We start from the raw sequence: 22,517 nt of genomic DNA, 5'->3' as shown, positions 1-22,517 counted from the left end.
TCTCAAAAGTTAGACAACATTGGAAAATGCGGAAATTACTACATGATGTTTATACTTTTAAACAATGAAGTTACTTATTTATGCCTTACTGTACCATAATCCTATATAATTATATCACGGATTCTGAAAGCTTCTCGCGACCCAAATGCAACTAATACATTTAAAAGCATAATATAATAATTGAGCAAATCCTTGTTGATTTTTATATGTCCTATGTGATTTTCATAAAGTTGAATAATATATTTTTCAACGTAAGATATGGTCTGAACATTAAGAATAGCTATATAGTTATCATAAGTCGGGATACTTGCCATTAACCATTTCAGACTATCGGGCTGATAAGTGCTGCCAATTCCTGATAACAATTTAAAAACACTTGAAATAATATTGCTATCGGCCATACCCGTATTGGAGATAATAGTTTCATGCAGTACCCGGTTGCTACCAACGATCGGTAACTTGTTGGCAGTTTCCAGGTACTTAAGCGAATTTAATAATACGATTTGGATAAAGCCAATTTTAGGCTCTTTTGAAGTGATAATATACCAAATTGTAAATAAATGATCCCATAATGTCTCAGAATAATTTCGATCATGGCCTATTGCAATTACCCAGTCGAAGATTTTTACGATAAATTTAAAATGAGTTTTTGAGGTTATTAGCAATAATAGATATACCGTTTTGGATGTGTTTTCATTCGTGCCGGAAAGCAAAAAGTAACTGATCAGCAACTCCAATTTGCTCACAAATTCGTGCTCGTCGTAATCCTCTAAGTCTTTAATATATGATAACTGAAGAATAACAGTTTCAAGAAACGAATAATATTCACCGGCAAGAATGTCAAATGGCAAAAGTTCAAGCGCTTCAATGAGCTTATATTTGTTAACAGCCAATATTGATAATTTATCCGGTGTAATGTCTGGCAGATTGATAATATCATCGATAAGCTGTTCCATAATTTTAACACGATCAGCCGGCGGCGGATCGATCTGATGCAATTGATTGGAAACACTTTCACTTATCGAATTTTTAAGACACGTCTGAAAGCACTTTATAGCAAATTCATGGTCTAATTCCCAGAGCCAGTTTTTTATTCCTGCAATCAATTCCGTCTTTTGATCATGATGCCCCAATAACAACAGATCAAGAATGCCTTCTTTTATCTGTTGCTGGTCAACAAAATCTTTGAATTCAGGAGATAACAATTTAGGCAGAATATTATAGACGCTTTTGGCTTCAGCTAAGACAAATCCTTGACGATTTCCTTCCATCAAATTAGCTACCCCTTGCTGATATTGGGTAAAGACGATTTTAACACAGAATTCCATTTCTTCAGGTAATAGTTCATCTGAGAAATATTTGATCCCCCCTGTGGCAAAACTGATGTCGGGGGACCTGAACATGGCTACTTTCGAGAAGTCGATAGCTACTAGCTTTTGATAGTTTTCTCTCCACTCATCTACCGAAGGCGTTTCACCAAGTTCTCCCTTAAATAACTTTTCACCATATAGGAATATGGAGATGGCGTTGGTATCATGATGCTGGTCTTTGTTACTTTCATCAAGCATCTTTTGGATATCTGAAGGAAGCGGTTTGGGAATAAAAGCTATTTTTTGAGTTTCATCCTCTTCAATTAACTCGGGCTCGGTATTCCTCATATCCATCCTTAACAATGCCAACTTCCACAATTGATCTTTCGGATTAGCTGCTTGCAAATGGATATCAATAATAGCCGAAATATCAGCGAACCTGTACAGTTGCAGCTTCGCGACTAATGTTTCAAGATGTTCCTTTCGCTGTTTAAGTTGATTGGAAATAATACGTTCCGTGGTATAGTAATGATCGTTCCCGATTGCAGAACTGTTAAAGCCCGAAAAATCAGTCGAATACCTGGTCAAATCCCATCTAAAAAAAGCCTTGACTTTTAATAACGCATCAACTTCCCGACCCATTGAAAAAGGATAAGCGATACCTATTGATATAAATACACCGGTTAACACAACGGAATGTGAAGATTTGAGCGCATGCAAAAATAACGGCGAGAGGTCTTCGCCCTGAGCTGCCTTTTCAAGTAAAGCAGCTTCCAACGCCATCAGGATGGATTGTACAAGGTCTGGTATGGGGCCGCTTCCGCGATATGCTGAAAATAAGCTTTCATTACCCAATTGTTTTATAACGGTACCGTCATTTAAAGTTGTCAGAATTTCCGCTACATCTTTTGCATAATCAGACCGAACATAAAATTCCATGCCCCTGTTCGTCAGCTCAATTACAAAATCCAACGCAGTTTCAAAATGATATTTCAGCAAGTATCTGAGTGGGGTCTGAAAAGCACTGGCATTAAAATATTTATAAAGATAGCTGGTTAACCCAAAGCTAGATTCCTGGTAATCGCTGCTGTAGTCACGTGGCATTTTATCGCTATACCATTCGATTTTTGCGAGTACTATTATTTCATCGGGAAAGTACTTGTAAACCTTTATGCACTTATAGGTTTCAATGAGTAACATCTCATTTAACTTGCGATAAAAATTTATGGGAAAGTCCGTTGGCGTGGCTTTCGCCTTAACTGTTTCCACAGCTTTTTGAAAGAACTCGCGCATCTCCTCTACCACCGCCGGTATAACAAAAAACAGGACTTCCAGTACCTCTTTGATATTCAGTATAGATCCCGTTGTCGTTAATGACTTTAATTGAGATAAACAAAAATGAGCGATATTTTGTGCTGAACCAGGGAGTTCCTCATCGATTTCGAACTGCAAGATCCAGTGTTTAAACAAGTCTAAAACGATGATGTCAAATCCATCGGTATTTTTAGCATAATGGCTATTTAGAAAATCAACCAAGGCATTCCACCCCGGCCCTATAGATTTGATATTCCTTTTCGGATCTCCAAAATAAGGCATAGTATAGGCAACCTTTAGCAAATGAAACAACCTGTAGAACAGCCTTAAGTCATTTGCCAGTATTAATTCCTGATTGGTGATTAATAAGGTATAACAATCTTCGGAGCCAAGTATGCCAACCAATAATTCGTCAATGATCGAAGCATTACCCGTATATAATTCAAAAGTTTCCTTTAAAAAGATCTTTCCCTCGTCCGGCCTTGCCAACACTACATCCTGAATCCAGGCACGTAAGCCTCTTCGCATCACTGGATTCGTGTCAATGGATTCTATAAAAGCTTTTGTGCTAACTTTTTCATCGAATGCCTTATCTAAGAATTTCCCAATAACGATGTCTTCCAGAATGTCGTGTTTCGGCGCGTAGCTTTCGTTTTTGGGGTGTTTTACTAATAGTCCCTCGTTGAACAATTCCTCGGCAATTTCCAGGTCTGCTTCTTCACAGGCTATAAACGATCGTTTTTCGAATGCTCTTTTCAAGATTATCTTTGAAAAAACAAGCCCTCGCTTTTTGCTATGTCCGGTACGGCCGGTGCCTTTCTTTTCGACTCCCTGCTCCCATACTGCGTTTTTAAAATCACTTTCTGAAATATTATCTGTTTCAGTTAAGGCTTCCGTTAAGCGTAAAGCCTGATCCAAATAATATGGCAAGGATAAAACTTTGTGGAGCTTAGGGTTCTGAATGAGTTTTTGGAGCTGTGGTTTTGCTTTTTCGACTTCCTCTAATTCCTCTTTTGTTAATGGGTGGACGGGGATATTGATAATTTCAGAAGAAAGGACCTTGAATTTCTTCCTTAATGTTTCAAACGCATAGGTTCTACAGGTGGCTAGAATGGTAATATTTGATTTACCCTTTATTTTCTTTAGCAGTTCGATAAAAGCCTCGGAATAGTTACTTTCATATAATTTCTCAAAGCTATCAATGTAGATAATTAACCGGGGAAGATGTATCCATTGTGCAATAATGGTTTCCATATCAATGTGCAAACCAATTTCGGACATTGCCTGAGCAAGCGTCGATTTATCAAGTATATCTGCTTTGATACTGATAAATCCGGTTCCATTATGATAAGCTATGTTTAAATATTCCTTGATGATCGCTGATTTCCCTACACCGCCGTCCCCGGTTAGTACCACGAAACCGCTTTGATTTATCGCTTCATTAATTTGATCTATATAGTTATCGCGGGATAAGTGAAAATCATCAATGGTATTATCAATGGCGTCTATCAAGCCATTACTTTTCTTAAAAAGTTCCTTAAGTTCCGGTCCTATCTTATCTGTTAGGGTTAAATCAAATATATCCTTTATTTCCTCCGGGACGCCCGCTACATTCAGCGATGCCCCATGCTGATTGCTGGTTACAATAAAGTCTATAAGCTTATAAAGTGCCTGCTCGGGCGTGTTTCCTGGCTTTATATAGGGTTTGATAAACCATTTAAGCACATCAACATCCTTGCTGCCCGAAGACAAATAATCATTTGTCTTAATATAAAAACATTTCAGAAAATGCCATATTTCGTCTTGAGTAAGTGTCTTGCCGGCAGCGGTATTAAGGGAGTCTTTGAAGTAATTATATTTATTGGTCTTGGCTTTATTCAGGCTCAATTTTTGGGAGAAATCTGTCGCCGATTTGCTGAACCTCGCCCATTCGAGCATCGTTAATGCATCATCGGCGTCAGTTTTCGACAGTGTGTCAGTAAAAACAATAAATTTATCATGCTTTTGGGAAAACCCTGTATTTTCAAAATCATCATAAGCGGCCTTAATAACTTTATCGAAGGTTTCATTTTTGTTGATTTCAAACCCCTTTTTAGCTTGTAGGTAATGTTTGTAATTAGTGGTGCTTTTAGTTAAATGTACAATAAGATCATCCGTCTCGCCAACATGCTTCGCCTGAAATAAAAGTTCACTAATCAATAAATTGTCAGTAAACGGAACTGGGGTTCCCAAAACCATTGACGCCAGGTATGACGTTTGTACGTAATGTTCAAGTTTAGACCCAATGCCGCTTGTTGAGACAGGATTGAAAGGATTAATTATCATGTGAAAGGTTGTATAAATCAATATTACAAAAGTAAATTGTTAAAAGCACTAAAAACTTTCCGAAGTTTATTGGAAGTAGGATTTGAACATTCTTCATATTTTCTCATCTATTTTAATAAAGAGTTTGATTTTTTTAACCGGTGCAATACAGCTAGCTAAATAATAATAAGAGTCGGTTCGCACGTTTTGAATTGGTTAATTAAATTTGGAACGATAGGTTTAATATTATACTTTTGTACCTATGCCAAGGAACAAAGAATTTGATTATGACGAGAAGCTGAAGACAGCGAGGGACCTTTTCTGGAAGAAAGGGTACAATGCAACAACCATGAATGACCTGGTGGACACCATGCAGATCAACCGGAGCAGCTTGTATCTAGCCTATGGTAATAAGCACGATCTTTTTTTAAAATCCCTGACCAACTATATTCAAAAGAAGGATAAGCAATACAGCCAGGCCGCCAGTAAAAGCGAACAACCATTAGAAGCGATCAGGAATGTGATCTATTCTGTTTTTGAATCGGCAGTGCAGGACAATAATTGCCTGTTCACTAATTCCGTTTTTGAACTGGCTTTGGCCGACAAAGAAGTAAGCGAACTACTGCAAAAGCAGACACTGAAAGCTGTTGGACTTTTTGAAAAATTATTAAAGCAGGCAAAAGCGGACGGTTCACTTTTAACAGATAAAGAGCCGCGTGCATTGGCGCACTTCTTAGTATCTGGTCTGGTGTCTATTTACAATACGCATATACTGTTTGCTGATGCTAAATTAACCAAGCAAACGACTGAAATTTTAATAGGAACGATCAAGTGATATTTTTTTACCCCATTGTGGAATGATAGGTTTAATATAAATGTATATGAAAGTTAAAACAATAAATAACATTGCCCTACTCCGAGCACCTTTAGTGGGTAGCCTTTTACTTGTTGGCGTTCTGCTCATACTGCAAACTCTTGCCTTTAATGGCAATCGAAAACAACAGATAACAAGGAAGTCCGATTCGATCACTGCTAACGAAGGTCAGGAAACCTTTCAGGAACTAGGTTTTTTCGGTGAGGTCAGAGAAGATAAGTGGAGCGACTTTGTCGGGGCTGTGCAAAACAACATCGCCCATTCGAGGAAGGAAAAAGGCAACCTATCCTTTAGCTTATACCAACCCGAGGACGGGAAATTAAAGCCCATATGGTTTGAGCGTTTTAAAAACAAAGCTGCCTATAATTATCACAAAGAGCAAAGCTACTTTAAAGATGCCATTACGGTCATTCAGCAGTCGTTGACGGGCGAAGCAAAATCGACTACACTTCAAGTGTTAGACGAGGTACCTGCCGTAGTCTCCAAAACCACGGATCGTCCTGAAACCGCACGCCATGTGATCGTGCTCTTCGATGTAAAGCCGGAAAAGAGGAAAACCTTTATTGATGTCATGGCCGGGGTCGCTTCTCGGTCCCGAAGTGCCAAGGGCAACCTGGAAATTAATCTTTATGGTTTTGCGGACAACCCGAATAAGTTCGTGCTAGTAGAGGGTTGGCAAAGCCAGGCTGACCACGAGGCACAATTAAAACAATACCACATCAAACGGTTGACGGCCGCTTTAGAAGGCCTGTTTGTATCCGACCCAATGGACACCCGTTATATCGTAAAAGATATATCTGAATAAATCATAGATCAGTCATACTTAACTGAAGATATCTCATCTGAAATAACTATTCATATACATAAACAACATGCAAACAATTAAATTAAACAACGGCGTAGAAATGCCTCTTGTAGGATTAGGCGTATTCCAGATACCGGACCTGAACGAATGCGAACAAACAGTGCTGACCGCTATTAAAGCGGGCTATCGTCTAATAGACACCGCGGCGCTCTACCTAAACGAATCCGCTGTGGGTAATGCCATCAAAAAAAGTGGTGTAGCCAGGGAAGAACTATTTATTACAACCAAGCTTTGGGTACAGGATGCCGGTTACGAGAAGACGAAAATAGCTTTCGAAAAGTCGCTGAAGGAATTACAACTGGAGTACCTGGACCTTTATCTCTTACATCAGTCGATGGGTGATTATTATGGCTCGTGGCGTGCCATGGAAGAACTGTACAAAGAAGGTAAGATCCGCGCCATTGGCATCAGTAACTTTTTTCCGGATCGCGTGGTCGACCTGATCGCACATAACGAGGTAGTTCCGGCAGTAAACCAGATAGAGATTAATCCTTTCTATCAGAGAGCATCGGAGCACGAATTGCTAAAGAAGAAGAATATTATTACACAATCCTGGGCGTCCTTTGCAGAAGGTAAAAATGAGATCTTCAGTAATGAAGTAGTGACCGGCATAGGTCATAAGTATGGCAAGTCTGTTGCCCAGGTTACCCTGCGCTGGTTGGTGCAACAAGGTATCGGTGTGATCCCGAAGTCAGTACGCCAAGAACGAATGATCGAAAATCTCAATATCTTTGATTTTGAACTGGCCCAAATGGACATGGATGCTATCGCCACGCTGGACACCGGCAAAAGTGTCTTTTTTGATCATCGCGATGCAGAGACAGCAGACTGGCTGACCAAACTGACCTTTTAAGCTAGTCTGGAAATTATTAATCTACAAACAACGAAAATATGAAACACGTTAAAATCGGAGAGCTCGAAGTAGCCCGTATTGGTCTTGGCGCAATGGGTATGTCAGCTTACTATACCATGGGAGAAGCCAATGAATCAGAATCCATCAAAACCGTTCACCGGGCAATAGAACTTGGTGTTACATTGATAGACACAGCTGAAATATATGGGCCTTATAGTAATGAAGAACTAGTAGGTAAAGCTCTAAAAGGCAAAAGAGACCAAGTGGTTCTCGCCACTAAATTCGGCCTGATCTCACATGGCAATAGTGGTGCGAATGCGATAGACAGCAAGCCATCAAACATTCGTATTGCCGTAGAAGGTTCGCTAAGACGTTTGCAAACGGATCATATCGATCTATACTATCAGCATCGGGTTGACCCTAGTACGCCTATTGAAGAGACAATCGGCGCTCTCGCCGATCTGGTAAAAGAAGGGAAGATCCGCTACATAGGGCTGTCTGAAGCGGGCGCAGCTACCATTCGCCGTGCACATGCCATACACCCAATTACAGCGCTGCAAAGTGAGTACTCCCTCTGGGTCCGTGATCCTGAGGCGGAGATTTTGCCCTTGTTACGAGAATTAGGAATCGGGTTGGTCCCTTACTCGCCCTTAGGTCGCGGCTTCCTCACAGGACAGATCAAATCCCTTGATCAGATTGGCGATGATGACTGGCGTAAAAAAAATCCGAGGTTCACTGGCGAAAATTTCGCAAAGAACTTACAGATCGTGAAAGAGGTTGAGTCGATAGCCGCTGAGGAAGGCGCTAAACCAAGTCAGATAGCACTGGCATGGTTGCTTGCCCAGGGTGAAGACATAGCCCCGATCCCGGGCACTAAGCGCGTAGACCGTATGGAAGAGAACGCGGCTGCTGATGTGTTAGAACTTAGCGATGCGCAGCTTAAGAAATTGAATAATCTTACGCCAGCCGTGGGTGAACGATATGAAGAGGTGTCTATGTCATCGATTGGGCGTTAAGGTGCTCATCCTGCAATCTATTTACATCAAAACCCCATTCGACATAAGTTGAATGGGGTTTTTAATGTAGTTATAAGTCGATTATATTCTAAATCTTCCTGAAACTTCGATACGTTGTGCATTGATCTAGTTAGGGAACCTTCTGAAAGAAGGAATGATATCATTTCCCTAAAATCGCGTATTAAAATAACAACTAAAAGTTTAGGTATAATTAAATAATAACATATATTTGCAGCCGCAAGTTCTTTATGAAATAATAATTCATGCCATTCCTAAGTAAGGTTGGCTTACAATATAGGTTCTGACTTTTAAGTTTCTTAAATTCCTACGCGAATTTTAAGCTTTCTAAAAACGTTAGAAATGGGATTAAGGGTTCGATTGTGACCCCGCCCAGTCCGCCAGTAAGCAAAAAAGCCCTGCATTAGCGGGGCTTTTTTTGCCACAATATTTAAGATAGTTGTGTTGTTTATGCCACGCCTGGCGTGGTTGGTTTAGTAGTTAGACCAATGAAAAGCTTTCCATTTGTTTGGAGGGCTTTTTTAATTTTAACAGCTGTTATTTTTTTTTAAAAACATAGTGCAAAAGTAAAAATACAATGTATATTTGCACCCGCAATAAAGCACTGGTTTGGTAGTTCAGTTGGTTAGAATACATGCCTGTCACGCATGGGGTCGCGGGTTCGAGTCCCGTCCAGACCGCTAAGCGGGGGAATTGAAAAATTCTCCCGCTTTTTTTCATATATAAGCAGCCCTTTCTCCTTCATTATCTGTGAGTTATGAGATAATAAATCAATCATGGTAGGGGTTCGATACATGCCCTCCTGATAGTAAAGATTTTGCTCGAACCCCAGCCTTACAAGCTCTTGTTTCTCCAATGTATTGGTTTTTTCATAAACAAACTCAAGATCGGAAAGCTTATCTAAGTTCTTTTGGAGGATTTTATAGGTTTTGTCCTGATTACCGCTAAGCCTCTCAATTGAGGCCTTCAGGCTTATTCTATTATTATTTATAGAAGAAAACCATCTTTCATAAGTATCATGAGTTATCTTGTTTGTGATCCATTTCTCTTCGATTGAAAACAGCTTTGCTTCTTCAGCAGCAAATTCTTTCTTCTTTTCTTCTAACAATTTTTTATCATCCACCATCTTTTTCTCGAAAAGCTGGTCTGCCCCATTTCTTATTACTGCTATTGCCTTGTCAGGCATACTCATTAAACCGAATACCTGGCGTAACTGATCGTGCGCTTTAACCGCACTTAAATTAAGATGGGTCGTCTTATTACACTTGTAGTAATAATAGTATCTGCCAAGCTTTCCTCTTGAAGGTGCCCCAGTTAAAGGCTTCCCGCAAGAGCACTTCAATACACCACGGAGAGGCATCTCATCACTCACTACCACTTTCTCCTTTTCAGGCTTTCTAAGTTTTCGCTGTGTTTGTTCCCAAGTTGCTAAATCAATAATAGGATCATGACTTGCAGGAAACAAGCCTCCTGGATAATCTTTAAAAGGCTCTACATACTGCATACCGGCATACAATGGGTAACTTAAGATGCGTTGGACAGCAACGTTACCAGACCTCTTGAATCCTCTCTCTTTTGCCTGTTCAGCTATAAGGTAAATGGGAACGTCTTTAAGGTAAGAATTAAAAATAAATTCCACGATAGATGCTTCGGTGTCATTTATCTCCAGACGCCTTTCCTTGCGTTCTCCGATCTTGTAATAGCCGAACGGCGGATTTTTGTATATATACCTACCCTCTTTCGCTTTAGCCGTGTAAATGCCGCCCCTTACTTTAATGCTCCTGTTTATATTATCTTCCTCAGCTAACAAAAGCTGAAGGCCAGCTCGGAAGAAACTGCCAGGGGTATCGTAATCAAAGGTTATCCCTTCTGTTACGCTTACAATTTGTATACTATAAGTCTGCTGTAATTTCTTCACATATCCCATCGCCTCGCTTGCGTTTCTGCTAAAGCGGTCTAATTGGTCTACTATAAGGTAATCCACTCTCTTATGATGCTTGGCTATAAAATCCTGAAGCTTTTTAAAATCGGGACGATCAAATGTCTTTGCGCTGTAACCCCTGTCAATAAATGTATCTACCAACTCAACCTCATTGTTTTTTATCCATTGCCCGGTATATAATTCTTGCCTTTCGATTGATCCGTTGCTCTGTTTTCTATCGCTAAATCGAAGGTATCTAATCGCCTTTTTCATAACTCTCTCGAATTGATAAATTAACTACTATCTCTGCTATCAAATTTAGCAATTTCATCTCAGATAAGGAATAATTACAGTCATTATTTTCAGTGTTTACAGGCTGATTCACAGTATTTTCTACATCACTTTCCATTCTCCACCTCCTGTTCTTTTAAGCAACAAAAAGCCCTGTGCGGCCCTGTCGCAATTAAATTCTTTCGCTTGGTTTGATTATTATTTATTCGTGGAAATAAATACTACTCCCTTGGTTCCGGTTAAAGGAAGGAGTGTATTTTAAATATCCATAGTCATTCAGATCACGAACGCATCTGTAAAATGTATTCGGCCATGTTATCTTAGCAATCTGCATTATATCCCGCCCGAATACCTGAATAGGATTGGCAAAGCCTTTATCGAGACGGTACTTGAGCAAAGCAGCATAAACGCTGATATGCGTTGTACCAATACGGCCATCTTTTTCGATGGCAGTAAAGAAGTCCGATAAAGGCTTTGACCTGTCCATGACTTAAACTTTCTGACCTTTTGTTTTCCTGGCCTTCTCGGCATTAGCACCCTCGCCAACGACTTCTGCATCTTTAACCTCTGCTTTGTTGGCCTTTTTATTGTCCTGGCTTTCGCCCTGCGATTGGTTTTGAGCTCTTGCCTCGCGGCTGCCCAATCGCTGCATGTCACTGTCGTACACGTTGACCGTTTTGAACTGCGGATTGGCTTCCACATAATGTTTTTGCTCTTTGCCATCCACTTGAAAGGTTACCAGCTGTACATTGCCTTTCTTCAGGCTGTCCATAAGGCTGTCCTTAAAATCATCGCGTTGCAGTTCTTTGATGGGATGTTTGGAGAGCGCAGCTTCCATATCGTAGCCATAGTTTTCACTGAATTTCTTGATGCGGAAGTTGCCATTTTCGTCGCTGTGTTTGAAGTCGAGCTGCACCCAGGAATTATACTTTTCTTCCGCTTTATTTTGCAGCTCTTTGTGCACCGCTCTTCCTTCCATAAGGTTGTAAGCCTCCTTAAAAGTGATGTTACTGCCCCTGTTGATATAGAAGGTTTGTTCCAGCTTTTCTGCGCTGCCTTCCTTTTGCAGGCTTGCATTGTAGGAATTAAAAAAATACATGTCGCTTTGCTTCGACTTGCTAAAATTCAGTGTAGCCTCTACGGTATCATTACCGAATTTTGCACTGTGGTCGATCTTAAACTCCTTATCGCCGGTAGCGATCTTTTCCTTTAACACATCAGCGAATCCCTCGCCAAATCCTGTGTACTTTATCTGATCGGTCAGATAATCCAAATTTTTCTGGTTCATATCCATGTTATTTTTATGTTTAATAGTTTCTGATTCGATGTTATAATAGGCTTTTAAGAGTGCCGAGAGGTCAACCATACCATCCTGTACATCCGAAAGATTGCTATCCTCCAAACCGTTTTCCATTGCGCGGTACAGCGGCCAAATGGATTCATATTCAAAAAAGTCCACATCGGTGCGCATCTCATGGCAGTACTCTACCGCATCGTAACTGTTGTCAAATGCATTGAGTTCCCTTACATCTGTCAGTGGGAAAGCCGGATCGTATGCTATGTAAGCGTAGCCTTCGGTATGAAGCTCGGCTAAGCCTTCCATTATCGTGTTGTAACCTTCAAGCGCTATTTTCATGGGAGTGTATTTATGGTAATAGCCTTGCCTTTATAAGTTGCCGGTTTTTGACATGCACCTCCAGTTGCCTGCCTCCATTCTTTTCAACGAGCTGTACAGCCAGATACTTTTTATCCGGGATGGTGAATTTGGGCAGCGCAAAGACAAGGGTTCGCTGCGACTGTGCTTTAATTGTTGCTGAATTATTTTCGATATGCACCGGTGTTATTTCAATTTCCTGCGTGGCAGTACGTTTGGCTTTTTGCTGGTCGCGTATAAAAAAGCGTAACTGGTCAATATCGTAGCCAATGTTGGTACGGTTTTCAATGTTTACCCTGCAATAGATTATATCACCACCGATAAAAAAACCTTCTACACTAAATTCAATACCCGCTTTACTATCACGTATCACTTTCCCCTTGTCTTTTGAATAGCGTGCGGCTTTTGCATACTTCTGTATCTCTGCTGCATTGTAATGTTCAGGGGAAAGGGAAATGTCATTGCCTGAAGTCGCGCTTGCTAAGAAAAGATTAAGCTGCGCCGGTTGCCTGCTATAGTTCACTATAAATGAATTGAGCTTCCCATCGGCGGTTACCACCGTAAGGTTGGTTTCCGGGAAGCTGTCCCTGGCCGCCTTTACCTGCAATATATTTTCTACGCCTTTTGCTTTTTGCGCCAATACATCCCTGCTGCCACGGTCTACGCTGATTATGGGCTGTGGGAAAACGATATTGGTTGTCTTGGAATACGTGATTCCTAATTGATAGGGCGTTATTATTTGTGGTTGTGCCTGCTGCGCACTGGCGCTAATGATGCCAACAAATAAGGATAGCGCCATTATTAAAATGCTGATTTTCGTTTTCATAAAAATGGATTTTTAAATGATTACTTAGTTACTTCGATGGTTGCCTGCTTTTGCTTGCCATCACGTAGCAGTACCTGGTAGCCTGCTTTCACGGTGACTTTGATAAGCTTTACCTTTTTGCTGAATAGCGTTTTTGCGGTTTCAACCCCCGCGCTTGCCGCCTGCGCCTGCCAGGTCGGGTCAAGTGATGTCAGGCCAATGCCCTGTACGCTACGGTCGGCTGACTGCGCAGCCACATCGCGCGTAATGGCACCGGGAATATGGATGCCGTCCAAACCGTCCATATCAAAAACAGCGAGGTCTACGGGGAATATCGAGTTCCCGTAACGAAGGGTAGTAATCTCAATACTCAGCCTTTCACCGCTCAGGGACGCCGTACCAAATATGAAGCTGTCTTTGGGGATCAGCACTCCACTTACATGGATATCACTTTGCAGGCGCAGTTTCACTATTGAGCCGCTGACAAGGGTTTGCGTTTCGTGGACTACGGCAGGAATCGCATTCTGCGCTACTTGTGCCCCAGTGCTGTCGTCAAGGGAATAGAAACCGTTCATGGATGCCTGTACCGCTACGGTGTTATCTAACAATGAAGCTTCTTCGTTGCCCTTACCTGCCGACACGGAAAGGGCCTGTGTCTTTTGAGATTGTGCGTTTTCCTTAAGCCGTTCCTTCACACGCTCGGGGTGCTGTACATCCAGTACCTTCTCCAGCATGGCGTTTATCTGCTTCATTTCAGGATCTTCCATATCGGGCTGGCTCATGGACTGCATCATTTTTTCAAGGCGGTCTACATCAGCTGTGCCTACCGAAGTGCCTGGCCTTGGCGAAGGGGAATAATCAGAACTTGCCGCACCTGAAGCCACGGGTTTATTTAGTTCTTTATTGAGCAGTTCCAGTTTTCGGTAGATATTCTCCGTATTGGGATCGTTGGGCGAGCCATTACCGGATAGCGATGTGTTGAGCCCGGCAGCACCGTATGGATTTCCTACCATCGCAGTTCCTTCCATCTTTTTAAAATTCGGGTCAATTTTCTCCTGTGCTTTGAGTTTGGTGGAATCCTGCATTGCCATATCATAGTAGCTCATCTTGTCCATCGCCTTATCCTCTTTCAGGTTGGCATCGGGCAGGTTCAGGTTGAAGCCTGCCTTAACAGCAGCCTTAGCGTCCGCCGCTTCCATCTTTCCACCACCAAGCGCCCAGAAAATCAGGGTTAAAAATGGCAGCACAAGTACCGGCAGGGCCAGCATGAATTTGCGCTGACGCTGCATTTTTGGTGTTATTTCTTTGTTTTCCATGATCGTTTATTTTTAAATTGTTGATAGTAGTTTTCAATCTGGCTAAGGCTGTCCATAAGGCCTGGGCGTTTTTGCAGGATGCTGTCGTAAACCTTTTTACCCGAAGGGTCAGCCTGTAAGCTGTCCATGTATTTTCGGAACCCTACGATACGGGCATGTTCAGCATCCGATAGCGGAGCGCCTGCATTTTGCGTTTCCTCCATCTGGCCTGTATAGGCTGGCTTACGGATGTTGCTTACATTATTAGAGATGACCGCGCTTGTACTGGTAAAGCCGCTTATCACGAGATAAGTGCTGTAGCCACCCATCAAAAGCACGAAGCAGGCCAGCGAGATCACCCAATCCCTCTTTGACAAGGCACTCGTGCGCTGGGACATCCACCCGGCCCAGCCCGATTGCAGCTTGTTGTAGATGGTAATAAGCTTTTCTGCAATGATGCCTTTAGAAGGTTCATCGGTGTTCCCTTTTTTACTTTTAAATAGTTTCATTATTGTGTTGTTAATGCCTTGCGGTGGTTTTCAGGTCACGGTTCTCAATGATATTCCAACGCTCGATCAGAAAGCCATGCGGGTTATTATCGCTGCGCGATACATTACGCAGCGCACCTTCGGTTACAAGGCTGCGCTGTGTGATGCTTGTTGGCCGCGTAATATTTTGGGTGGCGTAGCATCTGAACCTGTAAGGGTATTCGTTGATATCGACCGAAACACTGTCCACCGTTATAGTCTGGTTTACATTCCCTGAGATCAGCCCGGCATAATAGCCGTTCTCCTTCAGGTCGTCATACGCCCGCTTGGCACTGGCATCTGCCAGGTAAAGTGCTTTTGCAATGCTCGATGCAATTGCCTTATCATCGGGGTCGAGGGTAAAAAATAGCTGGTGGAACGCCTTAACGTGGTCTTTTGCTTCAACGGGTATATTATCTTTCCTGCCAGAGGCATACGCTTCAAGTGCTTTACCATTAGCCAGTATGTAGACCTTGGATTGCATCTCTGCCACCAGGCTGAAACTTTTCCAAAGGGCAAAGCAGCAGATCACACAGCAGCTTACTACAACCACAATGCTGAAGGCTTTTAAGTGCCTTGCGGTCGAGTCAATATTTTTCATTTTCGTGAACATGATTTCTCCTTTCTTTAAGAATTGCCTTTTAATTTGCTCCCCATGTGGCTATCGGAAGCATCCGGGCTGCTACCCGATACTTTGTTATAGATCGCCTTGGCACCATCCATTACTGCCCCGCCAGCCATTTGTGAGGCGGTGCTGGCACTCTGCACAGTAGATTGCGAGGAAGAATTAAAAATCATCGTGGTCTTTTGCTGCAAGGCACCGCCACCGCCTGCGTGGACGATGTAATTGGCAACGGATGGAACTGTAAAATATCCGATAATGCCGATGATCATAAAGATGAGGTAGGCCACATCGGTCCGGCTAAAAAACGTATCGCCTTCCTGCTGGATCTGTGAGAGGTCAATCTCCAGCATTTTTTCCTGTACGCGGCCTATGATGGCTCCGAAGATATTGGCAACAGGTAGCCACAGGAAGATATTAATGTACCGTGCAAGCCATGCCGTGAGCGTGTGCTGAAAGCCATCGAAGACTGCAAGGCCAAAGACAAGCGGGCCGAGTATTGCCATGACGATAAGCTGGAAAGTTCGCAGGGTATCGACGCAAAGAGCAGCCGCCTGAAAGAGTACCTGCAAGACCTCGCTCATCCACTCCTTTACCGAATTGCGGAAGCTATACGACATTTTTGCCATTGCAAAGCGCACATCGTTTCCGATGCCCTCCAGTATCCCTTCCCCCGCAGGGTCGGCATCGTCATGGGTGTATTTATACCAGCGGTCACGGTCGCCATCACCGTCCGCACCTACATACATTTTCCATGTATCGGTCTCTTGGATGGCCTCTTCTTTTTCAGCCAGTAAACGGGCAATGGCCTCATTGGAACCTTCTACCATAGCTGCCGTAGCTGTAACGGTCGGTTTCATTACCCCGTTGATAAGCCCAAGTACTGAAGGGAACATCAAAACACAGAATCCAAGCACAAAGGGACGGAAGAGCGGATAGAAATCAATGGGTTCGGCGCTGGCCAGGTGCCTCCATACCCTTGAGGCGATGTACCACATCGCGGCAAAACCCGCCAGCCCCTGCCCGGTAGAGATGAGCTGGCTGCAAAGGGGGATCATCTCATCATAGAGCTGTTCCAGTACCCCGTGCATGCCACCGATCTCCTCTGCCATTGTCTGCGCATGCCCTAAAAAAGGCAATAGCAATGCTATTGCTGCCGGTAAGGCAGCTTTTTTAAAGTGTATCATAATGCTGGTGTTTATTCGTTTATACCATGTAGTTTTTTAACCGTCAGTGCATCGTTGTGCTCTTTTGCCCGCCCAAGTGCCAGCACCGAAGTGTTATTATTGAAGCTGCGCAGGAACATTAACTTGTCCTGCATCTCAAAATGGATGCGGTCGATAGCTGCAAGGCGCTCATCGTCGCTCATCCTTGCCTGCCCGGCAGTGACAACCAGCAGCAATTCATCCAGGTTACGAAGGCTTTTTTTAAAAAGGTTATCGTAGACACCGGCGATATAACCAATTTCCTCACTGTTAAAGGTATCTCCCTGCCTGAAGCGGTCGTAAGCCGAGCGGTATTCCCTGACCAGGGTTACCTGGTAGTCGATGATCTCTGCTACCTTGCGGTAATTCCTCACTGTTGGGCTTACCTGCATCAGCCCATCGAGAAAAGTTTTATGCAAGCTGAAATTCCCCTGTGATATGTCTTTAATGGTATTGTAACCGCCGCTTAGTATCTGGTAGCCTTTTTTCATATCGGAAAGGATGGCCTTGAACTGGGTGAGCTTTTCGATATTGAGCAGCAGTTGCTGTACCTCCTGTGATTGGGCAGATGCCCTTTGTATCGGCGCTATTCCCAATAGCGCAAACAATATGATCAATAGTGTCTTTTTCATGGCTGTGGGTTTTGAATACCTTGGATTGCGCGGCCGGTTAAAGCATCGTTCTTTTCCCTCATCCTTGCTACCGCCATTGCTTTTGCCTCATTCCCAAAGCCCTTGCAGAATCGGTAGTTATCTTGCATCGCCAGGTAGAGGGCATCAATACGTGCCATGCGCTCATCGTCCTTCATCTCCAATTGATTGTCGGTTGTGACCGCGATAAGCTCATCAAGGACGGCTTCGCTGTCATCGAGCATCCTGCCAAAGGCGCGGTTAATGTAATCCAGTTCATCGCCATGAAAGGTATCGCTCGCCGTTAGCGAGCTGCGTGTCCTGTTATAGTCCTGAACGATCTTTACCTGTAGGGCGATGATATCGGCGACTTTCGCATAGTTCCTTACCTCGGGGTTGACAATTTTAAGTGAATTAATAAACACCCCGTGCAGGTTAAACTCACCGCCCGTGAAATCGCCAATGGTAGTAAGGCCTTCTTTGGCGATCTTGTAGCCCTTTTGGGCATATTCCGTATATACCTTCAGGGCGGCGATCTGTTGCAGCAGGTATTTCTTTTGGGTACTGTTCTGGCTGAACCATTCGCTCCAGGTTTGGCCGTGGGCAACATCAAGAGTCATCACGGCAATACATGTAAACAAAAATGCTTTCATAACTTATGCTTTTTATTGTTTCTTCTCTTTAATTCGGTACCAACTCCCGTTAAATTATTGAGCGTTTCGCTCAAATGCTGTTTATCGGGAATATCTTCGGCCGCAGGTGCCTTTAGCAGTTGTCGGGATAGTTCCCCATTATAGGTGCCCCTGTTATAACCGAGGTCTAAAAGCCTGATGCTGAATTGTTCGTCTTTATAGCTGCATGAAACATAGCTGGATACGTAAGGACTTCCTTGCTGCTCCCATACCGGATAGGAAGACAAACTGAACATATTGGGGCTGGCCTGACCGGCAAATTCCTTTTGAACCCGCTCCAAACCGGCCTTAAGGCTATCGGTGAACTCAAATGAGGGAGAATAGAACTGCGTGAGCCCGGTGTAACCTTTATCTTCAAATAGTGTAGCAAGATCATGAGCTGTAAATGCTGCCATAACTATTTGCTTTAGGGTAAACCGTAAATCTTCTTTACTACCTGGGCTTCACTGGCATCTTTCGAGCGTTGCAAGCTCAGTATTGCATTCTGGCTGTTAAAGAGGGTAAGGTCGCTGTAGTTCTCATCCACACGGTCGGCGGCCTCGTTAATTATCTCTAAGCGCTTGGCATCGCTCATCGTAGTAGCGAACGATTCCACTACCAGGGTTATCTGGTCGATATTTTTCATGCTTTCTTCTAATATCCCCGTATAAACTCGTGCCATGTAATCAATTTCCTGACTTGTAAAATGGCTGTCCTGCCTCAGGATGTTCCATGCCCTGTTATATTCATTGACCAGGCGTATCTGCTTTTGGGTAATGTCGCGGATGCGCTGGTAGTAACTGATGATGGCTTTTACCTTTGCCAGCTCCTCGTAGTATTTGGCGTACTGTTCTTTCTGCTTTTCGGTCCAGTCGGCGATCTCATCAAGCTTCAACTTTGAGAGTGCATTCTCTAAGGTCTTCTGCGCATTTTGCAGCCAGATGGTCTTGTTCTGCATCCGCTGTATTTTAAGGTCCATTGCCTTTACAACCCTTTTTACCGCCCCCGTGATCAGGTCAAGCCCCGGTATCTGCGCCTGTGCCTTCTGCGCTGGCACCGCCAACCAGATGCACAGAGCCAGGAGTACTATTTTTATATATCCTTTCATGGCTGTACTATATTTGGTTATAGAAATTGAGTGTTGTGCTTTTCAAATCGCTACTGTCTTCAAGATAGGCTACCTTGTGCAGGGGATCGAAAATAAGGTACCGGTCACCCCCAATTTCAATCAGATGCCCGCTGGACTGCCAGCCGTAAGTCGCCATCCATGTTTCTTCTTTCACCAGCTCCTCATACAGGTAGGACTTTTGATGAACTTTGAACACGCTGCCAAAGCGGCTAATACTTAACGTGGATGTTGTCTCTTCCCGGCAATCCTGTTTAGGGCAGTGTTTGATATACACTTCTTCCAGCGCTGCGAGGCTCTGGGCGTGCTGGCGCGAATACGCTCTGGCTATCAGCAGAACGCTTTGGATCTTGCGCCATAAACTTTGCTCTTTCATCATCTGTAATTTTTAGGTTTTACTTCGTACTGCTTCGGCCATTGCCATGATGCCTTTTTGAATGTCGCCGCCAAATTGGGCCGTATATTCCATAAGCTTTACTTTTTCGGTCTGCTCAGTAGTGTAGGCTATGTATTCCTCAAGGCTGACTTCGGTGCGGTACACCCGCGAGAGCATCCCGCCAAGGCTGATGAATACTTCCTTGTATTTTTTAGTGGGGTCATTTGCCTTGTTGACCGAAAGCACCAGGGCTTTTTCCTTATCAGTCAGGCCCAGCAGCTCCTGTATCTGGTCGAACTTGTTTTGGTACTTTGATTGGTCCAGCAGGATCTTGCAATCGCTGTTATTAATGATGGCCTGCTTTACCACCGGAGAGGAAATAATGTCTTCCACTTCCTGGGTCACGACAATGGCCTCCCCGAAGAATTTCCTTACGGTCTTAAACAAATATTTTATGTACTCCGCGAAGCCCTCCTTCATCAGCGCTTTCCAGGCCTCTTCAATTAAGATCATTTTACGGATGCCTTTGAGTTTGCGCATCTTGTTAATGAAGACTTCCATGATAATGATGGTCACTACCGGGAAGAGGATCGGGTGCTCCTTTATCTCATCCAGCTCAAAGACTATGAAGCGTTCCTGCAAAAGGTTCAGGTTCTCGGTGGCATTGAGCAGGTAATCAAATTCACCGCCCTTGTAATACGGCCTGAGCACATACAGGAAATTATCAATATCAAAATCCTTTTCCTTTACCCGGTCACCAGTAAGGACTTTGGTGTACTCATCCCGCAGGAACTCATAAAAGCTATCAAAGCCTGCAAAGACAGTAGCATTTCTACCCAGGTGATCATAATAGCCGCTGATGGCATTGGACAGCGCGACGTATTCACTGCGCTTAAAATTCTCATCATCCTTTTTCCATAAGGCAAGAAGCAGGGTTTTAATGCTTTCCTTCTTTTCGGTATCCAGGCTGTCGCCCGCACCGATGAAAAAGGGGTTGAACCGGATAGGGTTCTTCTCGCTATAGGTAAAATAATAACCACGCACCATATCGCACAGCCCCTTGTAACTGTGACCGACATCCACCAGGACTACATGCGTCCCTTGCTCATAGTAGCTGCGTACCATGTGGTTTGTAAAAAAGGACTTGCCGCTGCCCGAAGGCCCTAAAATGAACTTGTTCCTGTTAGTGCAAATGCCCATTGTCATAGGTTCATCGCTGATATCCACATGGACTGGCTTGCCGGTCAACCGGTCGCCCATACGGATGCCCACAGGGCTGAGCGAGGTGCGGTAGCCTGTTTCTAAATTCAAAAAGCAGGTCGCCTGTTCAGCAAACGTATCGAAGGTGTCGTTCATCGGGAAGTCGGCAGCATTACCGGGGATGCCCGCCCAGAAGATCTGCGGGGCGCCGACGGTTTCCTGCTTGGCAACCGCGTCCATTTGGGCCAGCGCCGAAGACACTTTGTTTTTCAGGTCTTTTAGCACTTCTTTATTATTGGTCCATACCAATACATTAAAATGCGCCTTGACCGGAAGGCGTTGCTGCCCAATGGCCTCGTTCAGAAAATCATTGGTCGCATCGCGGGCAATCATGTTCTCACGGCTGTAGGCCGAGAGTGACTGTAAACGCAGGCGTTTGCTTTCCAGCTTTTGGATGGTCTTTTGGGCATCTTCTATAAAAATGTATTGGTTATAGATGTGGTTGCAGGACAGTAGCTGCCCAAGCGTGCTGGCAAAACCTACGCTGAACTTGGTCTTATCGGTCGAATACTTATCATAATTGATGCGGCTGCCACATAAGGACGGCAAATCCTGCGCATCGGCTAATGTGTAGAGCTGGCAATGCTTATCGCCAACCTGCAACCCCTGGTCAAAGCTGATATCATTGATCAGGAAACTGTCGTTCTTCTCCGAAAGGTAGCAATACTGTTCGATCAGCCCAAGCCTGCGGCTGTGGCTCCTTAGCTCATTCTCAGTTAAGCGTGTCAGCTTCACAAAACCGCTGTCTTCAATAATACGCTTAAACTGTCCCGTGCTACCCAAAAAGTCCTGCAAGGGTTGCGGCTTCAGGGTTTCTTCCGGCACGATGCTCCTTTTTAAAAGGCTTGAAAACAGCGATGTTGCTGTTTTCCTGTTCTCCGGCTTTTTGGTTAGCATGATATAGCAGCTGTGCGCCAGGTATGGGCGCTCATTAAAGAAACGCTCGCTGCTGCGGCTCAAAAAGCTGGTATCGTCCTTTGTAAAGTCGGGGCGGTAACTGCTGTCCAAAAACCAATCCTGCTTGTGCAGTACGCTGTATTTTGGAAGCACCTTTATGGCCTTAACCCACCCCTGGTGAAAGGCTTCATATTCCTGATCCGAGAGCGTAAATATCTCGGGCAGGTCCGCTTTAAAGACGACAGTCACATCGCCCATCTTACTCAGGATGCAGTCGTGCTGCACATCCATGATCGGTAATAATTCATCCAGCAATTTTTCCATCTCACTATTATTTACCTTGTTATTATTTCTGTTCCTTACCCGTTATAAAAATGACCCTGCTGCGTGAGCGCAGCACCTTGGGCACCTGTTTTCGGGCAAGCGCTTTCATCAGGCCGTGTTCGCCGTACTTATTGCTCATGCCATACACCTTCATAACCAATCCCGTCCCGGCTAAAAGGATGATCCCGATGCAGACAAAGGATGGCAGCCCGATTAGGTACATTGCCGCAAAGACGATCATAAGGGCTACTACACCACCGCCCAAATACCAGATGTATTGTGCTTTGAGCCCCTTAAATTCTATTGAGGCATTTATCCCTTTGTTGATCTGATAGACACTGTTTGCCATGATTTACTTTT

At 43.8% G+C, this 22,517-nt stretch carries 19 protein-coding genes, 1 tRNA gene and 1 pseudogene; 5 read left to right on the top strand and 16 right to left on the bottom strand.

Annotated features, from left to right (window positions below):
- Nucleotides 1-101: 101 nt before the first annotated feature.
- Nucleotides 102-4,949 carry an ATP-binding protein gene (locus FMM05_RS19510; RefSeq protein WP_143375102.1) on the bottom strand — a complete coding sequence of 1,616 codons (4,848 nt, stop codon included), beginning with the start codon at nt 4,947-4,949 and terminating at the stop codon, nt 102-104.
- 241 nt (nt 4,950-5,190) lie between these two features.
- On the opposite strand from FMM05_RS19510, the gene FMM05_RS19505 reads away from it, so the two are divergent.
- From FMM05_RS19505 to FMM05_RS19485, 5 genes are all read left to right on the top strand, one after another.
- Nucleotides 5,191-5,763 carry a TetR/AcrR family transcriptional regulator gene (locus FMM05_RS19505; RefSeq protein WP_143375101.1) on the top strand — a complete coding sequence of 191 codons (573 nt, stop codon included), beginning with the start codon at nt 5,191-5,193 and terminating at the stop codon, nt 5,761-5,763.
- A 46-nt stretch (nt 5,764-5,809) separates the two neighbouring features.
- Nucleotides 5,810-6,607, top strand: a complete 798-nt coding sequence (locus FMM05_RS19500; protein ID WP_185965638.1) for a putative quinol monooxygenase — start codon at nt 5,810-5,812, stop codon at nt 6,605-6,607.
- Nucleotides 6,608-6,674: 67 nt separating this feature from the next.
- Nucleotides 6,675-7,520 carry an aldo/keto reductase gene (locus tag FMM05_RS19495; protein ID WP_143375099.1) on the top strand — a complete coding sequence of 282 codons (846 nt, stop codon included), beginning with the start codon at nt 6,675-6,677 and terminating at the stop codon, nt 7,518-7,520.
- 38 nt (nt 7,521-7,558) lie between these two features.
- A complete protein-coding gene (locus tag FMM05_RS19490; RefSeq protein WP_143375098.1) occupies nt 7,559-8,536 on the top strand; it encodes an aldo/keto reductase in 978 nt (325 codons plus the stop codon).
- Between the two features lie 624 nt (nt 8,537-9,160).
- Nucleotides 9,161-9,234, top strand: a tRNA-Asp gene (locus FMM05_RS19485).
- A 725-nt stretch (nt 9,235-9,959) separates the two neighbouring features.
- On the opposite strand, the pseudogene FMM05_RS21315 reads toward FMM05_RS19485, so the two are convergent.
- The 15 genes and pseudogenes from FMM05_RS21315 to FMM05_RS19410 form a co-directional block, all read right to left on the bottom strand.
- Nucleotides 9,960-10,748, bottom strand: a pseudogene (locus FMM05_RS21315) (recombinase family protein); the annotation flags it as partial.
- A 220-nt stretch (nt 10,749-10,968) separates the two neighbouring features.
- The gene (locus tag FMM05_RS19475; RefSeq protein WP_143374988.1) at nt 10,969-11,253 is read right to left on the bottom strand and encodes a hypothetical protein; all 285 of its coding nucleotides are present in this window, start codon (nt 11,251-11,253) and stop codon (nt 10,969-10,971) included.
- A 3-nt stretch (nt 11,254-11,256) separates the two neighbouring features.
- Nucleotides 11,257-12,402, bottom strand: coding sequence for a hypothetical protein (locus tag FMM05_RS19470; protein ID WP_143375097.1), 1,146 nt, complete (start codon nt 12,400-12,402; stop codon nt 11,257-11,259).
- 10 nt (nt 12,403-12,412) lie between these two features.
- Nucleotides 12,413-13,246 carry a conjugative transposon protein TraN gene (gene traN, locus FMM05_RS19465; protein ID WP_143375096.1) on the bottom strand — a complete coding sequence of 278 codons (834 nt, stop codon included), beginning with the start codon at nt 13,244-13,246 and terminating at the stop codon, nt 12,413-12,415.
- 20 nt (nt 13,247-13,266) lie between these two features.
- A complete protein-coding gene (gene traM / locus FMM05_RS19460) occupies nt 13,267-14,493 on the bottom strand; it encodes a conjugative transposon protein TraM (RefSeq protein ID WP_235894437.1) in 1,227 nt (408 codons plus the stop codon).
- 29 nt (nt 14,494-14,522) lie between these two features.
- Nucleotides 14,523-15,029: a hypothetical protein gene (locus FMM05_RS19455; RefSeq protein ID WP_143375094.1), complete on the bottom strand. Its 507-nt coding sequence runs from the start codon at nt 15,027-15,029 to the stop codon at nt 14,523-14,525.
- A 10-nt stretch (nt 15,030-15,039) separates the two neighbouring features.
- On the bottom strand, nt 15,040-15,648 hold the full coding sequence (traK, locus tag FMM05_RS19450; RefSeq protein WP_235894436.1) for a conjugative transposon protein TraK: 609 nt from the start codon (nt 15,646-15,648) through the stop codon (nt 15,040-15,042).
- Between the two features lie 26 nt (nt 15,649-15,674).
- On the bottom strand, nt 15,675-16,856 hold the full coding sequence (gene traJ / locus FMM05_RS19445; protein WP_143375092.1) for a conjugative transposon protein TraJ: 1,182 nt from the start codon (nt 16,854-16,856) through the stop codon (nt 15,675-15,677).
- 11 nt (nt 16,857-16,867) lie between these two features.
- Nucleotides 16,868-17,506, bottom strand: a complete 639-nt coding sequence (locus FMM05_RS19440) for a TerB family tellurite resistance protein (protein ID WP_143375091.1) — start codon at nt 17,504-17,506, stop codon at nt 16,868-16,870.
- Nucleotides 17,503-18,156: a hypothetical protein gene (locus FMM05_RS19435; RefSeq protein WP_235894435.1), complete on the bottom strand. Its 654-nt coding sequence runs from the start codon at nt 18,154-18,156 to the stop codon at nt 17,503-17,505. The genes FMM05_RS19440 and FMM05_RS19435 overlap by 4 nt, the downstream gene beginning before the upstream one ends.
- Complete coding sequence (locus tag FMM05_RS19430; protein WP_143375090.1) at nt 18,153-18,590, bottom strand: hypothetical protein; 438 nt, start codon at nt 18,588-18,590, stop codon at nt 18,153-18,155. The genes FMM05_RS19435 and FMM05_RS19430 overlap by 4 nt, the downstream gene beginning before the upstream one ends.
- 11 nt (nt 18,591-18,601) lie before the next feature.
- A complete protein-coding gene (locus FMM05_RS19425; RefSeq protein WP_143375089.1) occupies nt 18,602-19,282 on the bottom strand; it encodes a conjugal transfer protein TraI in 681 nt (226 codons plus the stop codon).
- A gap of 7 nt (nt 19,283-19,289) precedes the next feature.
- A complete protein-coding gene (locus FMM05_RS19420; protein ID WP_143375088.1) occupies nt 19,290-19,679 on the bottom strand; it encodes a hypothetical protein in 390 nt (129 codons plus the stop codon).
- A gap of 9 nt (nt 19,680-19,688) precedes the next feature.
- Nucleotides 19,689-22,157 carry a TraG family conjugative transposon ATPase gene (locus tag FMM05_RS19415; protein WP_143375087.1) on the bottom strand — a complete coding sequence of 823 codons (2,469 nt, stop codon included), beginning with the start codon at nt 22,155-22,157 and terminating at the stop codon, nt 19,689-19,691.
- A 22-nt stretch (nt 22,158-22,179) separates the two neighbouring features.
- Nucleotides 22,180-22,506, bottom strand: coding sequence for a DUF4133 domain-containing protein (locus tag FMM05_RS19410; RefSeq protein WP_143375086.1), 327 nt, complete (start codon nt 22,504-22,506; stop codon nt 22,180-22,182).
- Between the last annotated feature and the right edge of the window lie 11 nt (nt 22,507-22,517).

It is taken from the genome of Flavobacterium zepuense, from assembly GCF_007097145.1.
Lineage (GTDB): Bacteria > Bacteroidota > Bacteroidia > Flavobacteriales > Flavobacteriaceae > Flavobacterium > Flavobacterium zepuense.
Note: the sequence above shows the minus strand (reverse complement) of the source record. Positions and strands in the feature narration are given on the sequence as shown.